Below are 18,898 nucleotides of genomic sequence, written 5' to 3'. Positions count from 1 at the left end.
CAGGTCGCACAGGACGGCGACCCGAACAGCGATTCTAGACAGCGCGTTCTCGCCGGACGGTGTGAACGACGGAAGGAACACACAGCATGGCGTTGCGCGTCGGGGTCATCGGTGGGGGACAGCTGGCACGGATGATGGTGCCGGCCGCGGTCGAGCTCGGTCTCGACATCCGGGTGCTGGCCGAGGGCCCGGGCATGTCGGCCGCGATCGCGGCCACCGCCGAGGGGGACTACCACGACGCCGCGACCGTGCTCGCCTTCGCGCGGGACGTCGACGTCGTCACCTTCGACCACGAGCACGTGCCGCAGGACGTCCTCCGTGCCCTCGTCGACGCCGGCGTCGCCGTGCACCCCGGCCCGGAGCCGCTCGCCGTCGCGCAGGACAAGATCACCATGCGCACGCGCCTGTCCGAGCTCGGGCTGCCGGTGCCGGACTGGGCCGCCGTGCACGACCCCGACGAGCTGCAGGCGTTCCTCGACGACCACGGTGGACGTGCAGTCGTGAAGACCGCCCGTGGCGGGTACGACGGCAAGGGCGTCCGGGTGGTCACCGACCCGGCCGACGTCGCCGACTGGTTCATCGCCGTCGCCGAGGCAGGCGGCGAGCAGGCGCTCCTCGTCGAGGAACTCGTGCCGTTCACCCGCGAGCTCGCCCAGTCCGTCGCCCGACGCCCCTCCGGCGAGGTCGTCGCCTGGCCGCTCGTCGAGACCGTGCAGCGCGACGGCGTCTGCGCCGAGGTCTTCGCCCCCGCCCCCGACAGCGCCGGACGCATCGCCGACATGGCCGAGGACATCGCCGTGCGGATCGCGACGGAGCTCGGCGTCACGGGTGTGCTCGCGGTGGAACTGTTCCAGACCGACGACGAGCGCATCCTCATCAACGAGCTCGCCATGCGCCCGCACAACACCGGTCACTGGACGATCGACGGCGCCACGACGAGCCAGTTCGAGCAGCACCTGCGTGCCGTGCTCGACCTGCCGCTCGGTGCCACCGGGTCGTTCGCCCCGGCCGCGGTCATGATCAACGTGCTCGGCGGTCCGGCGGACGGCGACCTCGCGGCGCGGTACCCGGGCGCGCTCGAGGCCTTCCCCGAGGCCAAGTACCACTTCTACGGCAAGGCTCCCCGGCCGGGTCGCAAGATCGGGCACGTGACCGTCATCGGCGACGACCTCGACGACGTCACGTACCGCGCTCGTTCCGCAGCGGCCCACTTCGACGACTGAGGCTGCGGTCCGCGCGGACGGTGCGCTCGGACGGTCCGCAGAAGGGCGGACACCCGGTCGGGTGGCACCCGATCTGGCGTGTGTACCCCCGCGCGTCGGCGTGCTCCCATGGACGGGACAGGGTCCACCGTCCACAGGGAGTACGTCATGCGCCGCGCCAGTGTGTTCGCCACCACGGGAGCGGTGAGCGCCTTCGTGGCGCTCGCCGCGGGAGCGCTCACGCCGACCACCGCCGTCGCGGCGACGAGCGCCGCCACGATCCGTGCGGCCGCTGCGTCGTCCCTCTACGCCTCTGGTCCCTACCGTTCCGACACGAGCGAGGCGGCGAAGCAGGCGACCGCCCTCGCGACGAGCGACCCGAGCGGCGCGGCCGCGGCGAAGACGATCGCGCAGTACCCGGTCGCGATCTGGCTCGGGGACTGGACGCAGGGGGCGACGCTGACGCGGACGATCGACGCCGCGATCGCGGGTGCCGAGCGCACCGGGACGACCGCGGTCTTCGTGACGTACGCCATCCCGCAGCGCGACTGCGGCGGGTACTCCGCCGGCGGCTTCGACGAGGCGACGTACGACGCGTGGGTCGACCAGATCGTCGCCCGCGTCGCCGGGCACCGAGCGGCCGTGATCGTCGAGCCGGACTCCCTCGCGATGCTCAGCAACAGCGCGTGCAGCGAGACCCTCGACGCCCAGCGGTACCGCATCCTCGCCCGCGAGGTCGCTGCCTTCACGGCGGCCGGCGTGCCGGCCTACCTCGACGCGGGGAACTCGAACTGGGTCCCGCCGGCGGTGATGGCGTCCCGGCTGAACAGCGCCGGGGTCCAGCGCGCGCGGGGCTTCTTCACGAACGTCGCGAACTACTACCCGACCGCGCAGGAGCAGGCCTACGCCGAGAAGGTCTCCGCGGCCACGGGCGGGTCCCACTACGTGATCGACACCTCCCGGAACGGCCAGGGCTGGCGCGGCACCTGGTGCAACGGTCCCGGCTCCGGGCTCGGCACCTCACCGCGGGTGGTGTCGGACGGTTCGGCCCTCGACGCGCTGCTCTGGGTGAAGACCCCCGGTGCGAGCGACGGCACGTGCAACGGCGGGCCGGCGGCGGGGAAGTGGTGGTCCGCGTTCGCGAAGTCCCTCGTGGCGAACGCGCGGCTCGGGACGCCGGTCGCCACGGCTGCTCCGGCTCGGACCGCTCCGTCCGTCGCGCCGACCGCGCACCGGGACTCGGTCGCGTCGGCCGCGAAGCGGCGCGTGACGGTGTCGGGGTGGACGTTCGACCGCGACGACCTCACGAAGCCGGTCACCGTGCGCGTCACGGTCGGCGGGAAGGCGGTGGGGACCGCCACGGCGGACGCCTCGCGGCCGGACGTCGACCGGGTGCATCGGGCCGGGCGGAACCACGGGTTCCGGGCGACCGTGGCGGTGTCGAGCGGGAAGCGGAGCGTGTGCCTGACGGCGGTCGGGATCGGCCGGGGTGGGGACACCTCGATGGGGTGCACGACCGTCACGGTCCGCTGACGCCACCGGATCGCGGGAGGATGGGCGCATGCCGCGTGATCTCGTCCGCCGTGCCGCCCGTCGACTCCGTCGCTCCCTGACCGGGGCACGGCCGGCCCCGGTCACGGAACCCGTGCGACTGCCGGTCCTCGGCTACGTCGTGGCCGGAGGCGGTGGGGCGCACCCCGCCTCGGCGCACGTGCGGGTCGTCCGCCGCACCGAGCACCTCGCGCGCACCGGTGCGGCCGAGGTCCGGCAGGTCGACCCCGCCGCGTTCGTCGACGGGACCGACACGACCGACTACCGGGCCGTCCTCGTGCAGCGGGACGCCCTGCCGCGAGACCTCGTGGCACCCTTCCTGGCCGCTGCCGCGGAGCGGGGGACCCGGACCGCCGCCGAGGTCGACGACGACTTCTTCACGGACTCCGGCCGCGACCGTCTGGCCCGGGCCGAGTACGACCCGGACCGGCTGGCCTCGATCGACGCCCTCGTGCGCGGCGCCGACCTCGCGGTCGTCAGCACCGAGGAGCTCGCAGCGCTCGTGCGGCCGCTCGCGCACCGGGTCGTGGTGGTCCGGAACGCCCTGGACCCGACGATCTGGACCCCGGGCGAGCCGGCCGCCGACGACGATCGCCCCGCCGACGAGCACCGGGTGCTCTACATGGGGACGCTCACCCACGGCGCCGACCTCGAGTTGCTCCGGGACGTCTTCACCGACCTGACCGCACCCGACGGCACGCCGATCCGCCTCGAGGTGATCGGTGTGACCGAGGACGCCGACGATCCCGGCTGGTACCGCCGCGTCGAGGTGCCGGACGGCCACTACCCGGCGTTCGCCCGCTGGCTCGTCGACCACCGGCAGCGCTGGCGCGCGGGCGTCGCTCCGCTGCGTGACGAGGAGTTCAACCGGGCGAAGAGCGACCTCAAGGCGCTCGAGTACACCGCGCTCGGGCTCCCCGCGGTCGTCTCCGACCGGCCGTCCTACCGGGACGCGCGCGGGCACGGCGTCGTGGCGGTGCCGGACGACGTCGGTGCCTGGCGCGACGCGGTCCGGAGCGCCGTCGACTCCGGGTCCGCCGACGCCGTGGCCGCCCGCTGGGTCCGCGACGAACGGACGATCGGCGACGACGGGGACGCCTGGCGGTCCGCCCTGCTCGACTAGGCTCGTCGCGTGACCGACACCGCAGCCCCCGTCCAGCCGCTCGTCTCGATCATCATGGGGTCGGACTCCGACTGGCCGACGATGCGCGCCGCGGCGGACATGCTGACCGAGCTCGGCATCCCGTTCGAGGCCGACGTCGTGTCCGCCCACCGCACCCCCGACAAGATGACGCGGTTCGCCCGCGGCGCCGCTGCCCGGGGCATCCGCGTGGTCATCGCCGGTGCCGGTGGGGCGGCGCACCTGCCGGGCATGGTGGCCTCGATGACGACGCTGCCGGTGATCGGCGTGCCCGTGCAGCTCGCGCGCCTCGACGGACTCGACTCGCTGCTGTCGATCGTGCAGATGCCCGCCGGCATCCCGGTGGCGACGATGGCGATCAACGGAGCGGCGAACGCCGGGCTCCTCGCCGCGCGCATCATCGGCTCGGCCGACCCCGCGATCGCGGCGCGCCTCGGCGAGTACGCCGAGGGGCTCGAGCAGCTCGTCGAGGAGAAGGCGCAGCGCCTGCGCGACTCGCTCTAGCCGGCGGCACCCCGCAGCAGAGACCGACCGCTAGAGGTCGGCGTGCAGCTGCCAGGTCTCGGCGGCCGAGTCCTTCCAGTCGTACATGCGCGCCCGGTCCGGACCCGCGACGGCCAGCTGCCCGGCGAGCAGCGGGTCGTTGACGACCTGGTAGACCGCCTGCGCCAGTCGTTCGGGGTAGGAGTCGCGGGGATCGCGGGCGACCGTCACACCGGCGTCCGAGGCGACCTCGCGCACGGCGTCGTCGTCCGAGTGCACGACCGGCGTGCCGAAGCTCATCGCCTCGATCACGGGGAGCCCGAACCCCTCGGCGAGGCTCGGGAACACGAACACCGTCGCCCGGTCGTACGCCACGGCGAGGTCCTGGTCGTCGATCCGGCCGAGTACCTTCACGCGGTCGCGGGACAGTCCTGCGCGCTCCGCGGTGCCGTACACGTCGACGTCGCCCCAGCCGTCCGGGCCGGCGATCACGAGCGGGACGTCGGCCGGGGCGTCCGGGTGCGCCATCGCCTCGATCAGGTACTGAAGGCCCTTCCGGGGCTCGAGCGTGCCGACCGCGAGCACGTAGCGCTCCGGCAGGCCGAGGCGCTCGGCACGGAGGTCGGCGTCGACGGGGGTCCGCAGCCGCCCGCTCGGCGCGCCGCCGATGACCCGGAGCCGTTCGTCGAAGCGGTGGATGCCGTTCAGCGTCGCCGCGACCGCGTGGGTCGGCACGACGACGGCGTCGGCGTGCTTCCACGCACGCTTCACCATCGCCCGGTGGAAGTGGACGCCGCGGGGCGTGAGGGTCTCGGGGTGGGTCCACGGCACGGTGTCGTGCACGGTGACCACCGTCTGCCGGCCCGGGTCGCTGAACCGGTCGTGCTTGACGAGGGGCGCGAGCACGCTCGGCGAGTGCACCATGCCGCGTCCGACGCCGCCGACGAAGCCGCCCTGCCACGCGAGCGAGAGCTCACGGCGGGGGAGCGCCAGGCGGTCGAGGTCGCCGAGACCGGGGAGCAGCGTGCGGATGTGCGCGAGTTCGTCCTTGCCGACCGCCGAGACGATGCCGGCGACGTCGGCACCCTCCGGGGCACCCGCGATGAGGTGCCGTGTCAGTTCTTCGGCGTACCGACCGATGCCGCCGGGGACGGGGGCGACGATCTGGTCCACGACGACGTGGAGTGTTGTCATGCGGTGCGCCTCCTCGTGGTGCTGTGGTGCGCACTGCGCGGCCGGAAGCCGACCATATCAGTCCGCGCGGGGAGGGACCGGGGCGCCGGATCGGGGCGTGGCGGCGGCGGTCACGCGGCGGTGCCGGGCGGCGAGGGCGGCCCCGACGCCGGCGAGCACGACGTCGCCGATCGTCATGAACACCCGGCTGATGACGGCGAGCGCGAGCGGTGCGGAACCCCCGGCGACGCTGCCGAGCAGGAGCACGAGGATGCCCTCGCGGGGGCCGATGCCGGCGGGGGCGATGACCACGATGAAGCCGACGAGCCAGGCGACGGCGTACGCACCCACGGCCACCGGGAACAGGGTCGGGGAGTCGGCGCCGAAGACCCGGAGCACGACCGTGGCCTGCACGCCGTACGCGATCCACATGACGAGTGACCAGACGAGCGACATGACCGTGCCGGACCAGGTCAGGGTGGTGTCCTGCGGCGGGCGGCGGAGCACCCGGAAGGCGATCGCGATGAGTCGACCGAGCACGGGCGGGGTGAGGCACACCAGGCCGACGACGATCACCGGGATGAGCCACCAGAAGGTCGCGAACCCGGTCGACGAGGCGAGCAGGACGGCGACGATCCCGACGATCGCGGCGGTGACCATGCTGACGAGCATCGAGGCCAGCGCCGCGACCGCGCTGCCGGTGCGCTGCAGGCCGTGCGCACGCCCGAGCTCGGCCTGGGCGGCGATCGACCACACACCGCCGGGGATGTACTTGCCGAGCTGCCCGACGAAGAAGATCGAGGACGCCGCGGCCAGGCGCACCCGGTACCCGCTGGCGGCCATCATCGCGCGCCAGGACAGCATGTTCGCGACGAGGGCGACGATGGTGAAGACGATGCCGATGCCGACCGTGGCAGCGTCAAGCCGTGCGAAGTCGTGGACGATCTTGTCCCACTGCTTCGCGATGCTCCAGACGAGGAAGGCGACGGCGATGACCGCAGCGACCCACTTCACGACGGTCAGCACGCGAGCGCGCCGACCGGTCGTCGGCACCGCGCCCGTGGCGACGTCGGAGGAGGTGTCGAGCGGGTCCGGTGACCCTGCGGCCGACCCCGTAGGCTGTTGTGCGTCCATCGACCGACAACTCTAAGGGAGCGCGCTGGATGCGACCCGATCCGGATCCCCGTCCGACCCTCCTCGTCGCCGCGTCGACCTTCCCGGCCGAGGCCGGCGACGGCACGCCCGGCTTCGTCCTCGACCTCGCGACCGCCCTCTCGGACGAGTACCGCGTCGTCGTCGTCGCCCCGATGACGAAGGGCGCCCGCTCGCACCAGCGGATCGGTGACGTCGAGGTCCGTCGGTACGGGTACTTCCCGGCCCGGTGGCGCGACCTGGCGGACGGCGCGATCGTCGACAACCTCAAGGCGAAGAAGTCCCGCTGGCTCCAGGTCCCGTTCTTCTTCGGCTCGATGGCCGCCGCGCTCCGCCGGGAACGCCGGCGCTCGCAGCCCGACGTCGCCCTGCTGCACTGGATCATCCCGCAGGGTGCCGTCGGCCAGCTCGTGCTCGGTGACCTGCCCCGCGTGGTGACCACGCTGGGCGGCGACCTGTACGCCCTGCGCAACCCGGTCCTCCAGCGGGTCAAGCGCTCCGTGATCCGCAGCGCCGCGTCGGTCACCTGCATGAGCACGGACATGGCGCGCGAACTCGGCAAGCTCGGCGCCCGCGACGACCAGGTGCACGTCGTGCCGATGGGCGTCGACCTCGAGCCGATCACCCGCGCGGTGGCGCGGGAGACCCGCGTCCCCGGCCGGGTGCTCTTCGTCGGCCGGCTCGTCGAGAAGAAGGGCGCGATCGTCCTGCTCGACGCCCTCGACCGGATGGCCGAGCAGCCGGCCGAGGTCGCCGTCGTCGGCGACGGTCCGCTCCGCGCGCAGCTCGAGGCCCGGGCCGGGTCCGCCGTCACGTTCCTCGGCGCCCGTGGCAAGGAGGACCTCGCGTCCGAGTACGCCAAGGCCCGCATCGCGCTCTACCCGTCCGTCCCCGCCGCCAACGGCGACCGCGACGGCCTGCCCGTCGCCCTGCTCGAGGCGATGTCCGCCGGGTGCGCGATCGTCGCGTCGGCCGTGCCCGGCATCGTCGACGTCATCGAGGACGGCGTGAACGGCCTGCTCGTCGAGCCCGGCGACGCCGCGGCGCTCGCGGCTGCCGTGGACCGCCTGCTCGCCGACCCCGAGCTCGCCGAGCGGCTCGGCCGTGCCGCGGCCGAGACCGCGGCCGCGCACACCGTGGACGCCGTCGGCGACCGGTACCGCGAACTGCTGGCGGCCGCGGGCCGCTGACGCGCGTCCCTGCGGATCAGGAAGCGCGGTGCGGGCCCGCACCGCGCCTCCTGGACCGCATCAGGTCACCGAGAGAACGACGCGAGCTTCTGCTTGAGCTGCTGGTCGATGTACGGCTCGAGCGACTTCGCCCAGGTACCCGTGATGTGGCTCGTGTCGCGGTAGACGAGCACACCGCCGATCACGGCCGGACAGGTGGTGTCCGTGCAGTAGTACTTCGTCAGGTCGAGCACGCTGCCCGTGCCTCCGGCGGCGGTGAACGCCGCCATCGCCTCGGCCGACGAGTCGGTCTGGGCGAGGGCCACGGACCGCGGGTTGTCGCAGGACGAGTCGGTCGGGCCGGTCATCCGGCTCACGCACGCGACGACGTCGCGTCGGGGGACCGGGTTGTCGCGGACCGCGATCACGGGGAGGTCGTCGCCCGCTGCCTGCTGCCACGCGTCGAGGAGACCGGCGCGGGTGGCGTCGTCGCGCTGCTGGCCCTCGGGGGCGTCCACCGGCATCTGGGTCGTCGAGTGCGCGACGATCAGGGCGTCGGCGTCCCGGTGCTGCTCGACGAACGCGATGGCCTGCTGCTTCCAGCGGTCGCAGCCGCGACCCGATGCGGGGCTCAGGGACTGCTGGTGCGCGGTGGTCAGGTAGCACCCGCCGATGCCGGCGAGGTCGATCCGCCAGCCGTTCTTCGCGGCCAGGTCGCGGTAGACGCCGAGCAGGGTGTTGCTGTGCGAGTCGCCGATGACGAGCAGGTGCTTCGAGTAGCCGGTGGTCTTGCCGAGCACGCAGGTCTCGAAGCGGCCGCTCCAGCACTTCTTGATGTTCGGGTCCGGCTCGTCGGGTGACGGGTTCGGGTCGTCCTCCTTGGCGGCGGACGGCGCCGGGACACGGACGTCGGCGAGTTTCGGGTCCACGCACGGCTTCGCTGCGCTGATCTGCGCCGCAGCCCCGAAGCACGAGACCTCGCCGTCCTGCAGGCGCTTCGTGAAGGTCGCGGCCTGGACCTCCTGGACGTGCACGGCGGTCAGCGTCGAGACGCCGAGTGCCGCGACGACCACGGTGCAGACCACGCCGAGGACGGCGACGCGACGCGGGCGCAGGGTGCGCACCCAGCCGGAGAACCGGAGCGGCTCCTCGAACCACACCGTCGTGACCGCCGCGAGGACGAGCGAGACCACCAGGACCGCGAGCTTGCTCTTCCAGCCGAGCGGGTGGTCGAGCCAGATCGGCACGATGACGACGAGGGGCCAGTGCCACAGGTACAGCGAGTACGAGATGCGCCCGACGAACGCGATCGGGCGGACCGCGCCGAGGAGCTCGAACAGCGTGCCGGCACCGAACGTCACCATCAGGGTCGCGCCGACGACCGGGAGCGCGGCGGCGATGCCGGGGAACGGCGTCGTCGGGGTGATCACGACGAGCGAGGCGAGGAGCGCGAGCGCCCCGGCGATCGCGGCACCCGAGCGGACGGACCGGGCCACGACCGTGCGCGGTGCGGGGAGCGCGACGGTCGCGGCGAGCCCGCCGAGCGCGAACTCCCACGCGCGGGTGGCCGTCGAGAAGTAGGCGACGCCGGGGTTCGTGTTCGTCTGCACGATGCACCAGACGAGCGAGACCACGACGACCGTGCCGAGCAGGATCCGAGCCGTGGTGACGGGGGAGACCCGCTTCCGCACGACGAGCGTGAGCAGGAGCAGCAGGAGGGGCAGCGCGATGTAGAACTGCTCCTCGACCGAGAGCGACCAGAAGTGCTGGAACGGCGAGGCCTGGTTGTCGGCGTCGAGGTAGTCGACCGAACTGGCCGCCAGCTCCCAGTTCTGCGCGTAGACCGTCGATGCGATCAGCTCGCGGCCGTACTGCGACCAGAGGGCGCTCGGGACGACGAGGAGCACAGCGGCGCCCGTCGCGAGGATCGTCAGGAACGCGCCGGGCAGCAGCCGCTTCGCCCGCCGGGACCAGAACTGCCCGAGTCGGATCCGGCGGGTGGAGAGCTGCTCGCGCAGCAGGTGGCCGGTGATGAGGTAGCCCGAGATGACGAAGAAGACGTCGACGCCGACGAACCCGCCGTGCAGCCGGTTCGGCCACAGGTGGTAGACGACGACGGCGAGGACTGCGAACGCCCGGAGCCCCTGGATGTCCCAGCGGGTGGTGTCCCGGGCGCGGTGTGCGGGTCCGCGGGGGTCCTCGGTTGCAGTGCTCACTGACGGAATCCTACGAGTTGTCGTGCGATCCTCGGAAACGGACGCGGCTTCGGGGACGTTCAGATCCGGGCGGCACGCAGGGCGTCGACGGTGTTGCGGACGCCCTGGCCGAAGTCGGTGAAGTCGCGGGCGTCCACGGTCGGCAGCACCCGGGAGGCGAACCGGAGGTCGAGGCCCTGGTAGGTCGCCGAGGGGTCGGCACCGTGCCGGACGTCGAGGGGTTCCCCGAAGGCGTCCTCGACCGCGGCGACGACCTCGGTGATGGTGGCACTGCGGCCGGAGGCGAAGATCTTGGTGACGGCGGTGCCGGCGGTGGTCGACCGTTCGGTCGTGTCCAGCGCGTCCAGCACCATCGCCGCCGCGTCGTCGATGTAGAGGTAGTCCCGCGTGGTCTCCGTCGGGACGTAGATCGACGACGGCCGGCCTTCGAGGTGCGCGAGCGCCAGCTGGGACACGAGCCCCTGCGCCTTGCCGAGGTTCGCCCCCGGCCCGTACAGGTTCGAGAACCGTCCGACGAGCAGCCGCGCACCGGTCGACTCGGCCCAGGTGCGGAACCGCGCTTCCGACGCGAGCTTCGACCGGCCGTACGGCGCGAGCGGAGCCGGCTCGGAGTCCTCGTCGAAGGGGGCCGGCGAGGAACCCGCGTAGACGGCACCTGCCGAGGACGCGAAGAAGAGCGTGCCCGGAGCGGCCTCGTCGCCCGCGAGGGTCTCGAGCACCCGCCCGATGAGCTGCTGCTCGGCCTCGAACACCTCCGCACCGGTCGCGACGATGCCCGTCCCGGCGCACCAGACGACGCGCCAGGGGGAGTCCGGCGTGCGGACGCCCCGGATCGCCGTCACGAGCGCCTCGACCGCGGCGTCCTGGTCGTCCCATGGGACCGAGGCCGCGCGGACGTCGGTCCCGAGTGCCGCCTCGGCCGCCGCACGACGGACTGCGCGCCCGAGGAAGCCTCCGGAGCCGACGACGAGCGTCGCCGGGGTCGACGAGGCCGTCACGCTGCGAAGACCCCGGCGGCCGTCGCCGCGTGCAGCGCCTCGCGCCAGTCGCGCATCGGCGCCAGGCCCGCGCGGGACCAGCCGTCGTGCCCGAGCACGCTGTACGCCGGACGCGGCGCGGGACGCACGAAGGCGGCGCTGTCGGTCGGGAGGACGCGGTCCGGGTCGAGCCCGTTCTCGGCGAAGATCGCCTTGGTGAAGTCGTACCAGGACCCCTGGCCCGAGTTCGTGCCGTGGTAGGTGCCAGCCGGGGCGTCCGCGTCGACGAGCTCGACGATGCGCGCCGCGAGGTCACCGGTCCACGTCGGCTGCCCGACCTGGTCGGTCACGACGGACACCGTGTCGTGCGTCTGCGCGAGCCGGAGCATCGTCGCCGCGAAGTTCGGCCCGTGCGCGCCGTAGATCCACGCGGTCCGCACGATGTACGACGAGTCCGGAGCGATCCGGCGGACGTGGGCCTCGCCCTCGGCCTTGGTCCGGCCGTAGGCGTTCAGCGGGTCCGTCGGGGCGTCCTCGGCGTAGGGCGCGGTGCCGTTGCCGTCGAAGACGTAGTCCGTCGAGATCGTCACCAGCTTCGCGCCGTGCCGGACGGCCGCCTCGGCGAGGAGCCTCGGGCCCGTCGCGTTGACCGCTGCGGCGTCGGACTCGTGCGTCTCGGCGTCGTCGACCTTGGTGTACGCGGCCGAGTTGATCACGACGTCGTGGCCGGCGACGGCGGCGTCGACCGCGTCGGGGTCCGTGATGTCGAGGTCGGCGCGACCGAGCGCGGTGACGTCACGACCCTGCAGCGCGAGCTGCAGGTCGCGACCGAGCATGCCGGCGGCGCCGGTGATCAGGGTGCGGGTCATCGTGGCGTCCGGGCTCAGGCGAGCGCCGCGCGCTCCTTGAGGGGCTCCCACCACGCGCGGTTGTCGCGGTACCACTGGACGACGTCGGCGAGACCCTGCTCGAACGGCACCTGCGGCTCGTAGCCGAGCTCCGCCTGGATCTTCGAGATGTCGACCGAGTAGCGGAGGTCGTGGCCGAGGCGGTCGGCGACGCGGTCGACGTACGACCAGTCCTTGCCGGTCGCGTCGAGCAGCAGCTGGGTGAGCTCCTTGTTGGTGAGCTCGGTGCCGCCGCCGATGTTGTAGATCTCGCCCGCGCGGCCCTTGGTGAGCACCAGCGCGATGCCACGGGTGTGGTCGTCGACGTGCAGCCAGTCGCGGATGTTGTTGCCCTCGCCGTAGAGCGGGACGTGCTTGTCGTCGATGAGGTTCGTGACGAACAGCGGGATGACCTTCTCGGGGAAGTGGTACGGCCCGTAGTTGTTCGAGCAGCGCGTGATCGAGAGGTTCAGCCCGTGCGTGCGGTGGTAGCTGCGGGCGAGCAGGTCGCTGCCGGCCTTCGACGCCGAGTACGGCGAGTTCGGCTCGAGCGGACGCTCCTCGTCCCACGAGCCCTCGCTGATGGAGCCGTAGACCTCGTCGGTGGAGACGTGCACGAAGCGCTCGGTGCCGTGCCGGAGCGCGGCGTCGAGCAGACGCTGGGTGCCGACGACGTTCGTCTCGACGAAGATGCCGGAGTCGCGGACCGAGCGGTCGACGTGGGACTCGGCGGCGAAGTGCACGATGGCGTCGATGCCGGGGATGACCTCGTCGAGCTTCGCCGCGTCGCGGATGTCGCCCTGCACGAAGGTGTAGCGCGGCGAGTCCGCGACGGGGGCGAGGTTCTCGAGGTTGCCCGAGTAGGTCAGGGCGTCGTAGACGACGACCTCGGCGCCCTCGAGTCCGGGGTACGCGTCCTGCAGGGTGCGACGGACGAAGTTCGAGCCGATGAAGCCGGCTCCGCCGGTGACGAGGATCTTCACGAGGTCAGGTTCCTTTTCGGAGTCGGTGACGTTGGATCGATGGACGAGTGTAGCGGGGCGTCCCGGAGCAGCAGGTTCCGGCGGGCCTCGACGAGCGCCCAGACCACCGCGACGGCGGCGAGGAGCAGCACCACGACGAGGCCGTACCGGCCGGCGGGCGTCAGGTTCACGAGTCGACCGAGACCGGCGACCGTGACCTGCAGGTGGGTGTTCTCGTAGAAGCCGCGGTAGGCGACCGTCAGGCCGTAGAGCCCGATCACGGGGAAGCCCCAGAGCGCGAAGGAACCGACGCGGCCGCGTTCCGGTGCGCTCGTCACGAGGTTCCGCCACGCGATCGCGCTGACGGCGATGAGCGGGACGAGCCCGATGAACAGGTAGCGGCCCTGTGCGCCGGCGATGAGCTGCGTGTCGTCGTAGGAGGAGAAGTTGTTCTGCAGCTGGATCACGAGCGTCAGCGCCGGCAGGACGAGCAGCACGATCGCCGTGCTGCGCTGCGCCGTGCGACGGAACGCCCATCCGACGATCACGGCGAGGGCGATGACGGTCAGGGAGTCCGTGAGGATCTGCGTCATCGGGTAGCGGAGCGCACCGAACTGCCCCCAGAACGACGAGGTGAGGCGGTCCCACTCGACGTTCATGAACTCGCCGAAGTTGGCGCTCGTCTCGCGGCCCCACGGCTTGTCCTGGCGGACGGCGCTCACGCCGTCGGGCTGGAGCGTGCCGAAGAGGACCAGGTTGCGGATCCACCACCACGAGCCGGCCGCGGCGACGATCGCGCCGGCGACGGCGGTCCGGCCGATGCGGGCGCCCCACGACAGGGTCCCGTGGCCGGCGACGAGCAGGGCGATCGCGACGAACGGCACCGTCGGCAGCCCGGTGCCCTTCACCGAGCACACCGCGGCGACGGCCACCCCGAGCCACACGGCGATGCGCCACCGGTGGTCGCCGGTGAGGGCCCGGGCGGCGAGCCACGAGATCACGGCACCGAGCACGATGACGGGCGCGTCGTTCGTGACGGACGAGCCGATCTGCGCCAGCTGCGGCACGGCGAACAGGGCGAGGACGCCCACGATCGCGGTGCGCGGGGAGCGGGTGACCCGCCGGACGGTCGCCCACGTCAGGAACGGCAGCGGGAGCAGCATCACGACGTCCATCAGGCGCAGGGCCATGACGCCGATGTCCCAGCGCAGGTGGAAGAACCCGATCGCCTTGAGCACGACCGCACCCACGCCGTAGTACGTCGGCGGGTGCTGCGACATCTGGTTGACGAAGTCGTGGTTGCCCGGGTTCTCCGCCGTGAGCTGTGCGACGGTCTCACGGTCCGCCGCAGCGACGTTCGTGGACTGCCCCTGCTCGACGTACGTCGTCTTCAGCAGGTCCATGTCGCCCGGCGCCGGCCACCCCTTGCCGAGCGCGAGCTGTTCGGCGGCGTCGAAGTGCGCTGCCTCGTCCGGGGCCGCGAACATCGGCGTCAGGAAGGCCCACAGCGTGAGCAGCAGCGCGAACGCAGCCGTCAGTGCGATGACGGCGCGTCGTTCCCCCCGGGTCACCGGCTGTGCGGCGGTGACCTCAGTCGCCATAGCGCTGGAGTTTCTGCAGGTCGAGCTGTTCCTCGGCCAGCGTGCGGTTGAGCCGCGTGAGGTCGGCGACGACGCCGATCACGATGCTGAGCACCGCGGTGATGAGCAGGACCACCCCGAGGATGATCGACTGCAGGTGGTTGCCGCCGGTGTGCATCGCGAGGAGCACCAGGTACCGGACGAGCGGCCACGCCCCGAGCGCGCCGAGGATCGCCGCGACCCAGAGGAAGAGCGCCATCGGGCGGTACATCAGGTACACGCGGGCGATCGCCGACCCGGACTGGAACATGTGCTGCCAGATGTTCTTGAACAGGCGGGACTCGCGCGTCTTCGGGTTCGTCGTGATCGGGATCGACGCGATCGCCAGGCGCTTGTACCCGGCCTGCACGATCGTCTCCATGCAGTAGCTGAAGCGCGTCACGATGTTCAGGCGGATGAGCGAGTACTTCGAGTACGCGCGGAACCCGCTCGCGGCGTCCGGCAGGTCGAGGCCCGCCGCACGCGACGCGACCCACGAGCCGAAGCGCTGCATGAGCTTCTTGAACCCGGAGAAGTGCTCGATCGTCCGGGTCTGCCGGTCGCCGATCACGATCTCGGCTTCCTTGCGGAGGATCGGCTGGACCAGCTCGGCGATGTGCGCCTGCGGGTACTGGTTGTCACCGTCGGTGTTCACGACGATGTCGGCGCCGTGGAGCAGCGCGTAGTCGACGCCGTCCCGGAACGACCGGGCGAGGCCCATGTTCGTGGTGTGGTGCACGAAGTGCCGGACACCGTGCTCCTTGGCGACCTCGACCGTGCGGTCGGTGCTGCCGTCGTTGATGACCAGGATCTCGATCTCGTCGATGCCGTCGATCTGCTTCGGGATCGAGTCGATGACGCTGGCGAGGGTGTTCTCCTCGTTGAGGCAGGGGATCTGGACGAATAGCTTCACGGGCTCGCTTGGTCTCGTTTCGGGAGTCGGCAGTGCGCAGAACCATGACAGCCTATGCGAACTCGCGCCTTGCTAGGCTTCCCCGGTGCAGATCCGCGAACTGAAGATCCCCGGCGCGTGGGAGTTCACGCCCGTCCAGCACGGCGACGCACGAGGAGCATTCCTCGAGGCGTACCGGGCCGACGTCCTCGAGGAGACGGTCGGCCACCCGCTCGACCTGCGGCAGGTGAACATGTCGATCTCGGCGGCCGGCGTCGCACGGGGCATCCACTACGCCCTCGTCGCGCCGAGCCAGGCGAAGTACGTCACCGCCGTCCGCGGGGCGTTCATCGACTACATCGTCGACATCCGCGTGGGCTCCCCGACGTTCGGGCAGTGGGACTCTGTCCGCATCGACGACGTCGACCGCAAGGCTGTGTACCTGTCCGAGGGGCTCGGGCACGCGATCGTCGCGCTCGAGGACCAGTCGACGGTGAACTACCTGGTCAGCGCGCACTACAACCCCGAGCGCGAGAAGGGGATCACGATCCTCGACCCGACCGTGGGACTCACGCTGCCGGACGGGCTCGGCGAGCCGGTCCTCTCCGAGAAGGACACCAGCGCACCGACCCTCGAGCAGGCTGCCGCCGCAGGGCTGCTCCCCACCTACGAGGAGTGCTTGGCCTACACCGAGTCCCTCCGTACGACGAAGTAACGAAGCAAAGGACGCACCCGTGAAGGGCATCATCCTCGCCGGGGGTTCCGGCACCCGTCTCTGGCCGATCACCAAGGGCATCAGCAAGCAGCTCATGCCGATCTACGACAAGCCGATGGTCTACTACCCGCTGTCGACGCTGATGATGGCCGGCATCCGCGAGGTGCTGGTCATCACGACGCCGGAGTACAACGACCAGTTCCGCGCGCTCCTCGGCGACGGCTCGGCCCTCGGCATGGACATCCAGTACGCCGTGCAGCCGAGCCCGGACGGCCTCGCGCAGGCCTTCGTCATCGGCGAGGACTTCATCGGCGACGACAGCGTCGCGCTGGTCCTCGGCGACAACATCTTCCACGGCACGGGCCTCGGCACGAACCTCCGCAAGAACACCGAGGTCGAGGGCGCGACCATCTTCGCGTACCACGTGGCCGACCCGAAGGCGTACGGCGTCGTCGAGTTCGACGACAGCTTCACCGCGGTCTCCATCGAGGAGAAGCCGACCGAGCCGAAGTCGAACTACGCCGTCCCCGGCCTGTACTTCTACGACAACAAGGTCATCGAGATCGCGAAGACGATCGAGCCGAGCGCCCGCGGGGAGCTCGAGATCTCGACCGTGAACGAGCGCTACCTCGACGCCGGCGAGCTCGGCGTGCAGGTCCTCGACCGCGGCACGGCCTGGCTCGACACCGGCACGTTCGAGTCGATGATGCAGGCGTCCGAGTACGTCAAGGTGATCGAGGACCGTCAGGGCTTCAAGATCGGCTGCATCGAGGAGATCGCCTGGCGCAACGGCTGGATCGACGACGCACAGCTCGCCGACCTCGCCGCCCCGCTCGTCAAGGGCGGCTACGGCGTCTACCTCCAGCGGCTCCTCTCCGCCTAGTCACCCCCGTGGCGCCCGGCTCTGGTTGGTTCGGTCGACGCCGCCGTCGCGACGCGACGCCCTCCGGCCCCGATGCGGTCCAGGAGGCGCGACACCCGTCCGCGACGGCGGCGCCGCCCGAGCGGGTGGCCGGGTTCGACGGCCCGGCGCAGGTCAGACAGACCGGCGTCACCGTGCTCCTCGTCAGCCGGTCCGACCGGCACGACCGGTTGCCCGCGATGGTCTCCGCTGCCCGGACCGCCTTCGGTCCCGAGGCGGACGTCCGTGCCGTGGCCTACGTCGCGGACGCCTCCCCGGTCCTGCCGTCGCCCCGGGGTGTGCCGTGGGTGCGGCCGGACGCCGTCGACGGCATCGGATCGGCCGTGAACGCCGGGGTCGCCGGTGGGGTGCGGGGCGTGCTCGTCGTGGTGGACTCGACGGTGGGCGTCACCGACCAGGACCTCCAGGTGCTCGCCGAGGCCGGTGCGCACGGTGTGGCGCAGGCCCGGGTCTGGCTCGCCGACGGTTCCGCACGCCACGGGGCCCGGCTCCTCCGGCCCGGGGCGCTGCCCTGGAGCGACGACTCCGCGTCGGTCGTGCCCGGCGCCGACGGACTCCGGTCGACGATCCTCGCCGCACGCGACACCGCAGCCGCTGCGACCGTCTTCGCCGCGGACCAACCCGCACTGGCGATGCCGGGACGTGCGCTGGTACCGGCACCGTGCCTCCCGGACGAACGCACCACGCTGTCGGCCTGGAGTCGCGCGGTCGCGGACCGCACCGATCGTGACGTCGCGGTCGTCTGGGCGCTCGAGCGCTCGGCCGAGGCGGGGCGCACCGTCGACGCGGCGACCGTCGACGCCGTCTCGGCGTGGCGCGACCGCGCCGTCGACGGGAGCGGCTCGGTCGTGGCCGGGCCACCGGTGCCGCCGTGGGGCGCTCGGCCGGTGACGCCCGTGGCCTCGACGGTGCCGGCCACCGAGCAGCTCGCGTGGTCGCTGAAGATCGCCGCGCCCGCCGGACCCGAGGGCGACGGCTGGGGCGACGTGCACTTCGCGGCCGAGCTCGCCGCCGCGCTCGAGGGCCTCGGGCAGCGGGTCCGCGTCGACCGCCGGGACGCCCACGTGCGGGACGACGACGGCGCAGACGACGTCACGCTCGTCGTGCGGGGGCTCGACCGGGTGCCGCCGAACCCGGCGTCCGTGAACCTGCTCTGGGTGATCAGCCACCCCGATGACGTCGCTGACACCGAACTGCGGTCGTTCGACCGGGCGTTCGCGGCGGGGCCGGTGTGGGCCGCCGCGGCGAGTGCGCGGTCGGGCGTGCCGGTCGGGACGCTGCTGCAGGCGACCGATCCGGCGGTGTTCCGCCCGGGCGTGTCATCGGGGCCCGATGCCGGCCGCGTCGTCTTCGTCGGCTCCACCCGCGGCGCCGCTCGCCCGGTCGTCGCGGACGCGGTCGCACTCGGTGCCGACCTGCGCGTGCACGGGCCCGGGTGGGAGGACGTCGTGCCGGAGTCGTCCCTCGGATCGCCGTCGTTGTCCCGCGCCGAGGTCGCGCGCGCCTACGCGTCCGCCCGTGTCGTGCTGAACGACCACTGGCCGGACATGGCCGCCGGCGGGTTCGTGTCGAACCGGGTGTTCGACGTCCTGGCCGCCGGGGGAGTCGTGGTGACCGACCCCGTCGTCGGGCTCGGCGAGGTGCTCGACGTGCCGACGCTGGCGGTGGCGGGGTCGCGGGAGGACCTCGCGGCGCTGCTCGACCCGGCGTACCCGTGGCCCGCCGAGGCCTCGCGTGCCGAGGTGGCCGCGCGTATCGCCGCCGAGCACTCCTTCGATGCCCGTGCCCGCGTGCTGCTCGACGCTGCGCGCGCCGAGCGCGCGCGCCTGCGGCGCTG

Annotated in this window: 16 protein-coding genes; 8 read left to right on the top strand and 8 right to left on the bottom strand. The window is 72.3% G+C overall.

Annotated features, from left to right (window positions below):
• Positions 1 to 86: 86 nt before the first annotated feature.
• The 4 genes from HWD93_RS14285 (at position 87) to purE (ending at position 4,398) form a co-directional block, all read left to right on the top strand.
• Positions 87 to 1,223 carry a 5-(carboxyamino)imidazole ribonucleotide synthase gene (locus tag HWD93_RS14285; protein WP_070418462.1) on the top strand — a complete coding sequence of 379 codons (1,137 nt, stop codon included), beginning with the start codon at positions 87 to 89 and terminating at the stop codon, positions 1,221 to 1,223.
• 147 nt (positions 1,224 to 1,370) lie between these two features.
• The gene (locus HWD93_RS14280; RefSeq protein WP_261647176.1) at positions 1,371 to 2,735 is read left to right on the top strand and encodes a glycoside hydrolase family 6 protein; all 1,365 of its coding nucleotides are present in this window, start codon (positions 1,371 to 1,373) and stop codon (positions 2,733 to 2,735) included.
• Between the two features lie 28 nt (positions 2,736 to 2,763).
• Positions 2,764 to 3,876 (top strand): hypothetical protein, encoded by a 1,113-nt coding sequence (locus HWD93_RS14275; RefSeq protein WP_261647175.1) that lies wholly within the window; start codon positions 2,764 to 2,766, stop codon positions 3,874 to 3,876.
• Between the two features lie 9 nt (positions 3,877 to 3,885).
• Positions 3,886 to 4,398 (top strand): 5-(carboxyamino)imidazole ribonucleotide mutase, encoded by a 513-nt coding sequence (purE, locus tag HWD93_RS14270; protein WP_071295772.1) that lies wholly within the window; start codon positions 3,886 to 3,888, stop codon positions 4,396 to 4,398.
• A 30-nt stretch (positions 4,399 to 4,428) separates the two neighbouring features.
• On the opposite strand, the gene HWD93_RS14265 is transcribed toward purE, so the two are convergent.
• Complete coding sequence (locus HWD93_RS14265) at positions 4,429 to 5,571, bottom strand: glycosyltransferase family 1 protein (RefSeq protein WP_071303777.1); 1,143 nt, start codon at positions 5,569 to 5,571, stop codon at positions 4,429 to 4,431.
• 57 nt (positions 5,572 to 5,628) lie between these two features.
• Positions 5,629 to 6,684: a YbhN family protein gene (locus HWD93_RS14260; RefSeq protein WP_261647174.1), complete on the bottom strand. Its 1,056-nt coding sequence runs from the start codon at positions 6,682 to 6,684 to the stop codon at positions 5,629 to 5,631.
• Positions 6,685 to 6,713: 29 nt separating this feature from the next.
• On the opposite strand from HWD93_RS14260, the gene HWD93_RS14255 reads away from it, so the two are divergent.
• Positions 6,714 to 7,892: a glycosyltransferase family 4 protein gene (locus tag HWD93_RS14255; protein ID WP_261647173.1), complete on the top strand. Its 1,179-nt coding sequence runs from the start codon at positions 6,714 to 6,716 to the stop codon at positions 7,890 to 7,892.
• 65 nt (positions 7,893 to 7,957) lie between these two features.
• Here HWD93_RS14255 and HWD93_RS14250 read toward each other — a convergent pair whose 3' ends face one another.
• Genes HWD93_RS14250 through HWD93_RS14225 form a run of 6 tightly spaced genes read right to left on the bottom strand, consistent with a single transcriptional unit; the run spans position 7,958 to position 15,445 of the window.
• Positions 7,958 to 10,087, bottom strand: a complete 2,130-nt coding sequence (locus HWD93_RS14250) for an acyltransferase family protein (protein ID WP_261647172.1) — start codon at positions 10,085 to 10,087, stop codon at positions 7,958 to 7,960.
• Positions 10,088 to 10,146: 59 nt separating this feature from the next.
• Entirely contained in the window at positions 10,147 to 11,085 is a 939-nt protein-coding gene (locus tag HWD93_RS14245; protein WP_261647171.1) for an NAD-dependent epimerase/dehydratase family protein, read from the bottom strand.
• A complete protein-coding gene (gene rfbD / locus HWD93_RS14240; protein ID WP_071303781.1) occupies positions 11,082 to 11,933 on the bottom strand; it encodes a dTDP-4-dehydrorhamnose reductase in 852 nt (283 codons plus the stop codon). Before rfbD ends, HWD93_RS14245 begins: the two co-directional genes overlap by 4 nt.
• 14 nt (positions 11,934 to 11,947) lie before the next feature.
• Positions 11,948 to 12,934 carry a dTDP-glucose 4,6-dehydratase gene (gene rfbB, locus HWD93_RS14235; RefSeq protein WP_070418472.1) on the bottom strand — a complete coding sequence of 329 codons (987 nt, stop codon included), beginning with the start codon at positions 12,932 to 12,934 and terminating at the stop codon, positions 11,948 to 11,950.
• A complete protein-coding gene (locus HWD93_RS14230; protein ID WP_261647170.1) occupies positions 12,931 to 14,514 on the bottom strand; it encodes a glycosyltransferase family 39 protein in 1,584 nt (527 codons plus the stop codon). Before HWD93_RS14230 ends, rfbB begins: the two co-directional genes overlap by 4 nt.
• Positions 14,504 to 15,445: a glycosyltransferase family 2 protein gene (locus HWD93_RS14225; RefSeq protein ID WP_070418474.1), complete on the bottom strand. Its 942-nt coding sequence runs from the start codon at positions 15,443 to 15,445 to the stop codon at positions 14,504 to 14,506. Before HWD93_RS14225 ends, HWD93_RS14230 begins: the two co-directional genes overlap by 11 nt.
• Positions 15,446 to 15,530: 85 nt before the next feature.
• Between HWD93_RS14225 and HWD93_RS14220 the strand changes: the two genes are divergently transcribed.
• From HWD93_RS14220 to HWD93_RS14210, 3 genes are all read left to right on the top strand, one after another.
• Positions 15,531 to 16,139, top strand: a complete 609-nt coding sequence (locus HWD93_RS14220; RefSeq protein WP_070418475.1) for a dTDP-4-dehydrorhamnose 3,5-epimerase family protein — start codon at positions 15,531 to 15,533, stop codon at positions 16,137 to 16,139.
• Positions 16,140 to 16,158: 19 nt separating this feature from the next.
• Positions 16,159 to 17,022 (top strand): glucose-1-phosphate thymidylyltransferase RfbA, encoded by an 864-nt coding sequence (rfbA, locus tag HWD93_RS14215; RefSeq protein WP_071295765.1) that lies wholly within the window; start codon positions 16,159 to 16,161, stop codon positions 17,020 to 17,022.
• A 125-nt stretch (positions 17,023 to 17,147) separates the two neighbouring features.
• On the top strand, positions 17,148 to 18,898 hold a 1,751-nt coding region (locus tag HWD93_RS14210), incomplete at its 3' end, for a glycosyltransferase (RefSeq protein ID WP_261647169.1).

Origin of the sequence: Curtobacterium sp. C2H10 (assembly GCF_025407985.1) — a bacterium.
Taxonomy (GTDB): Bacteria; Actinomycetota; Actinomycetes; order Actinomycetales; family Microbacteriaceae; genus Curtobacterium.
The sequence above is the reverse complement of the archived record's forward strand: the minus strand, read 5'-3'. Positions and strand labels throughout refer to the sequence as shown.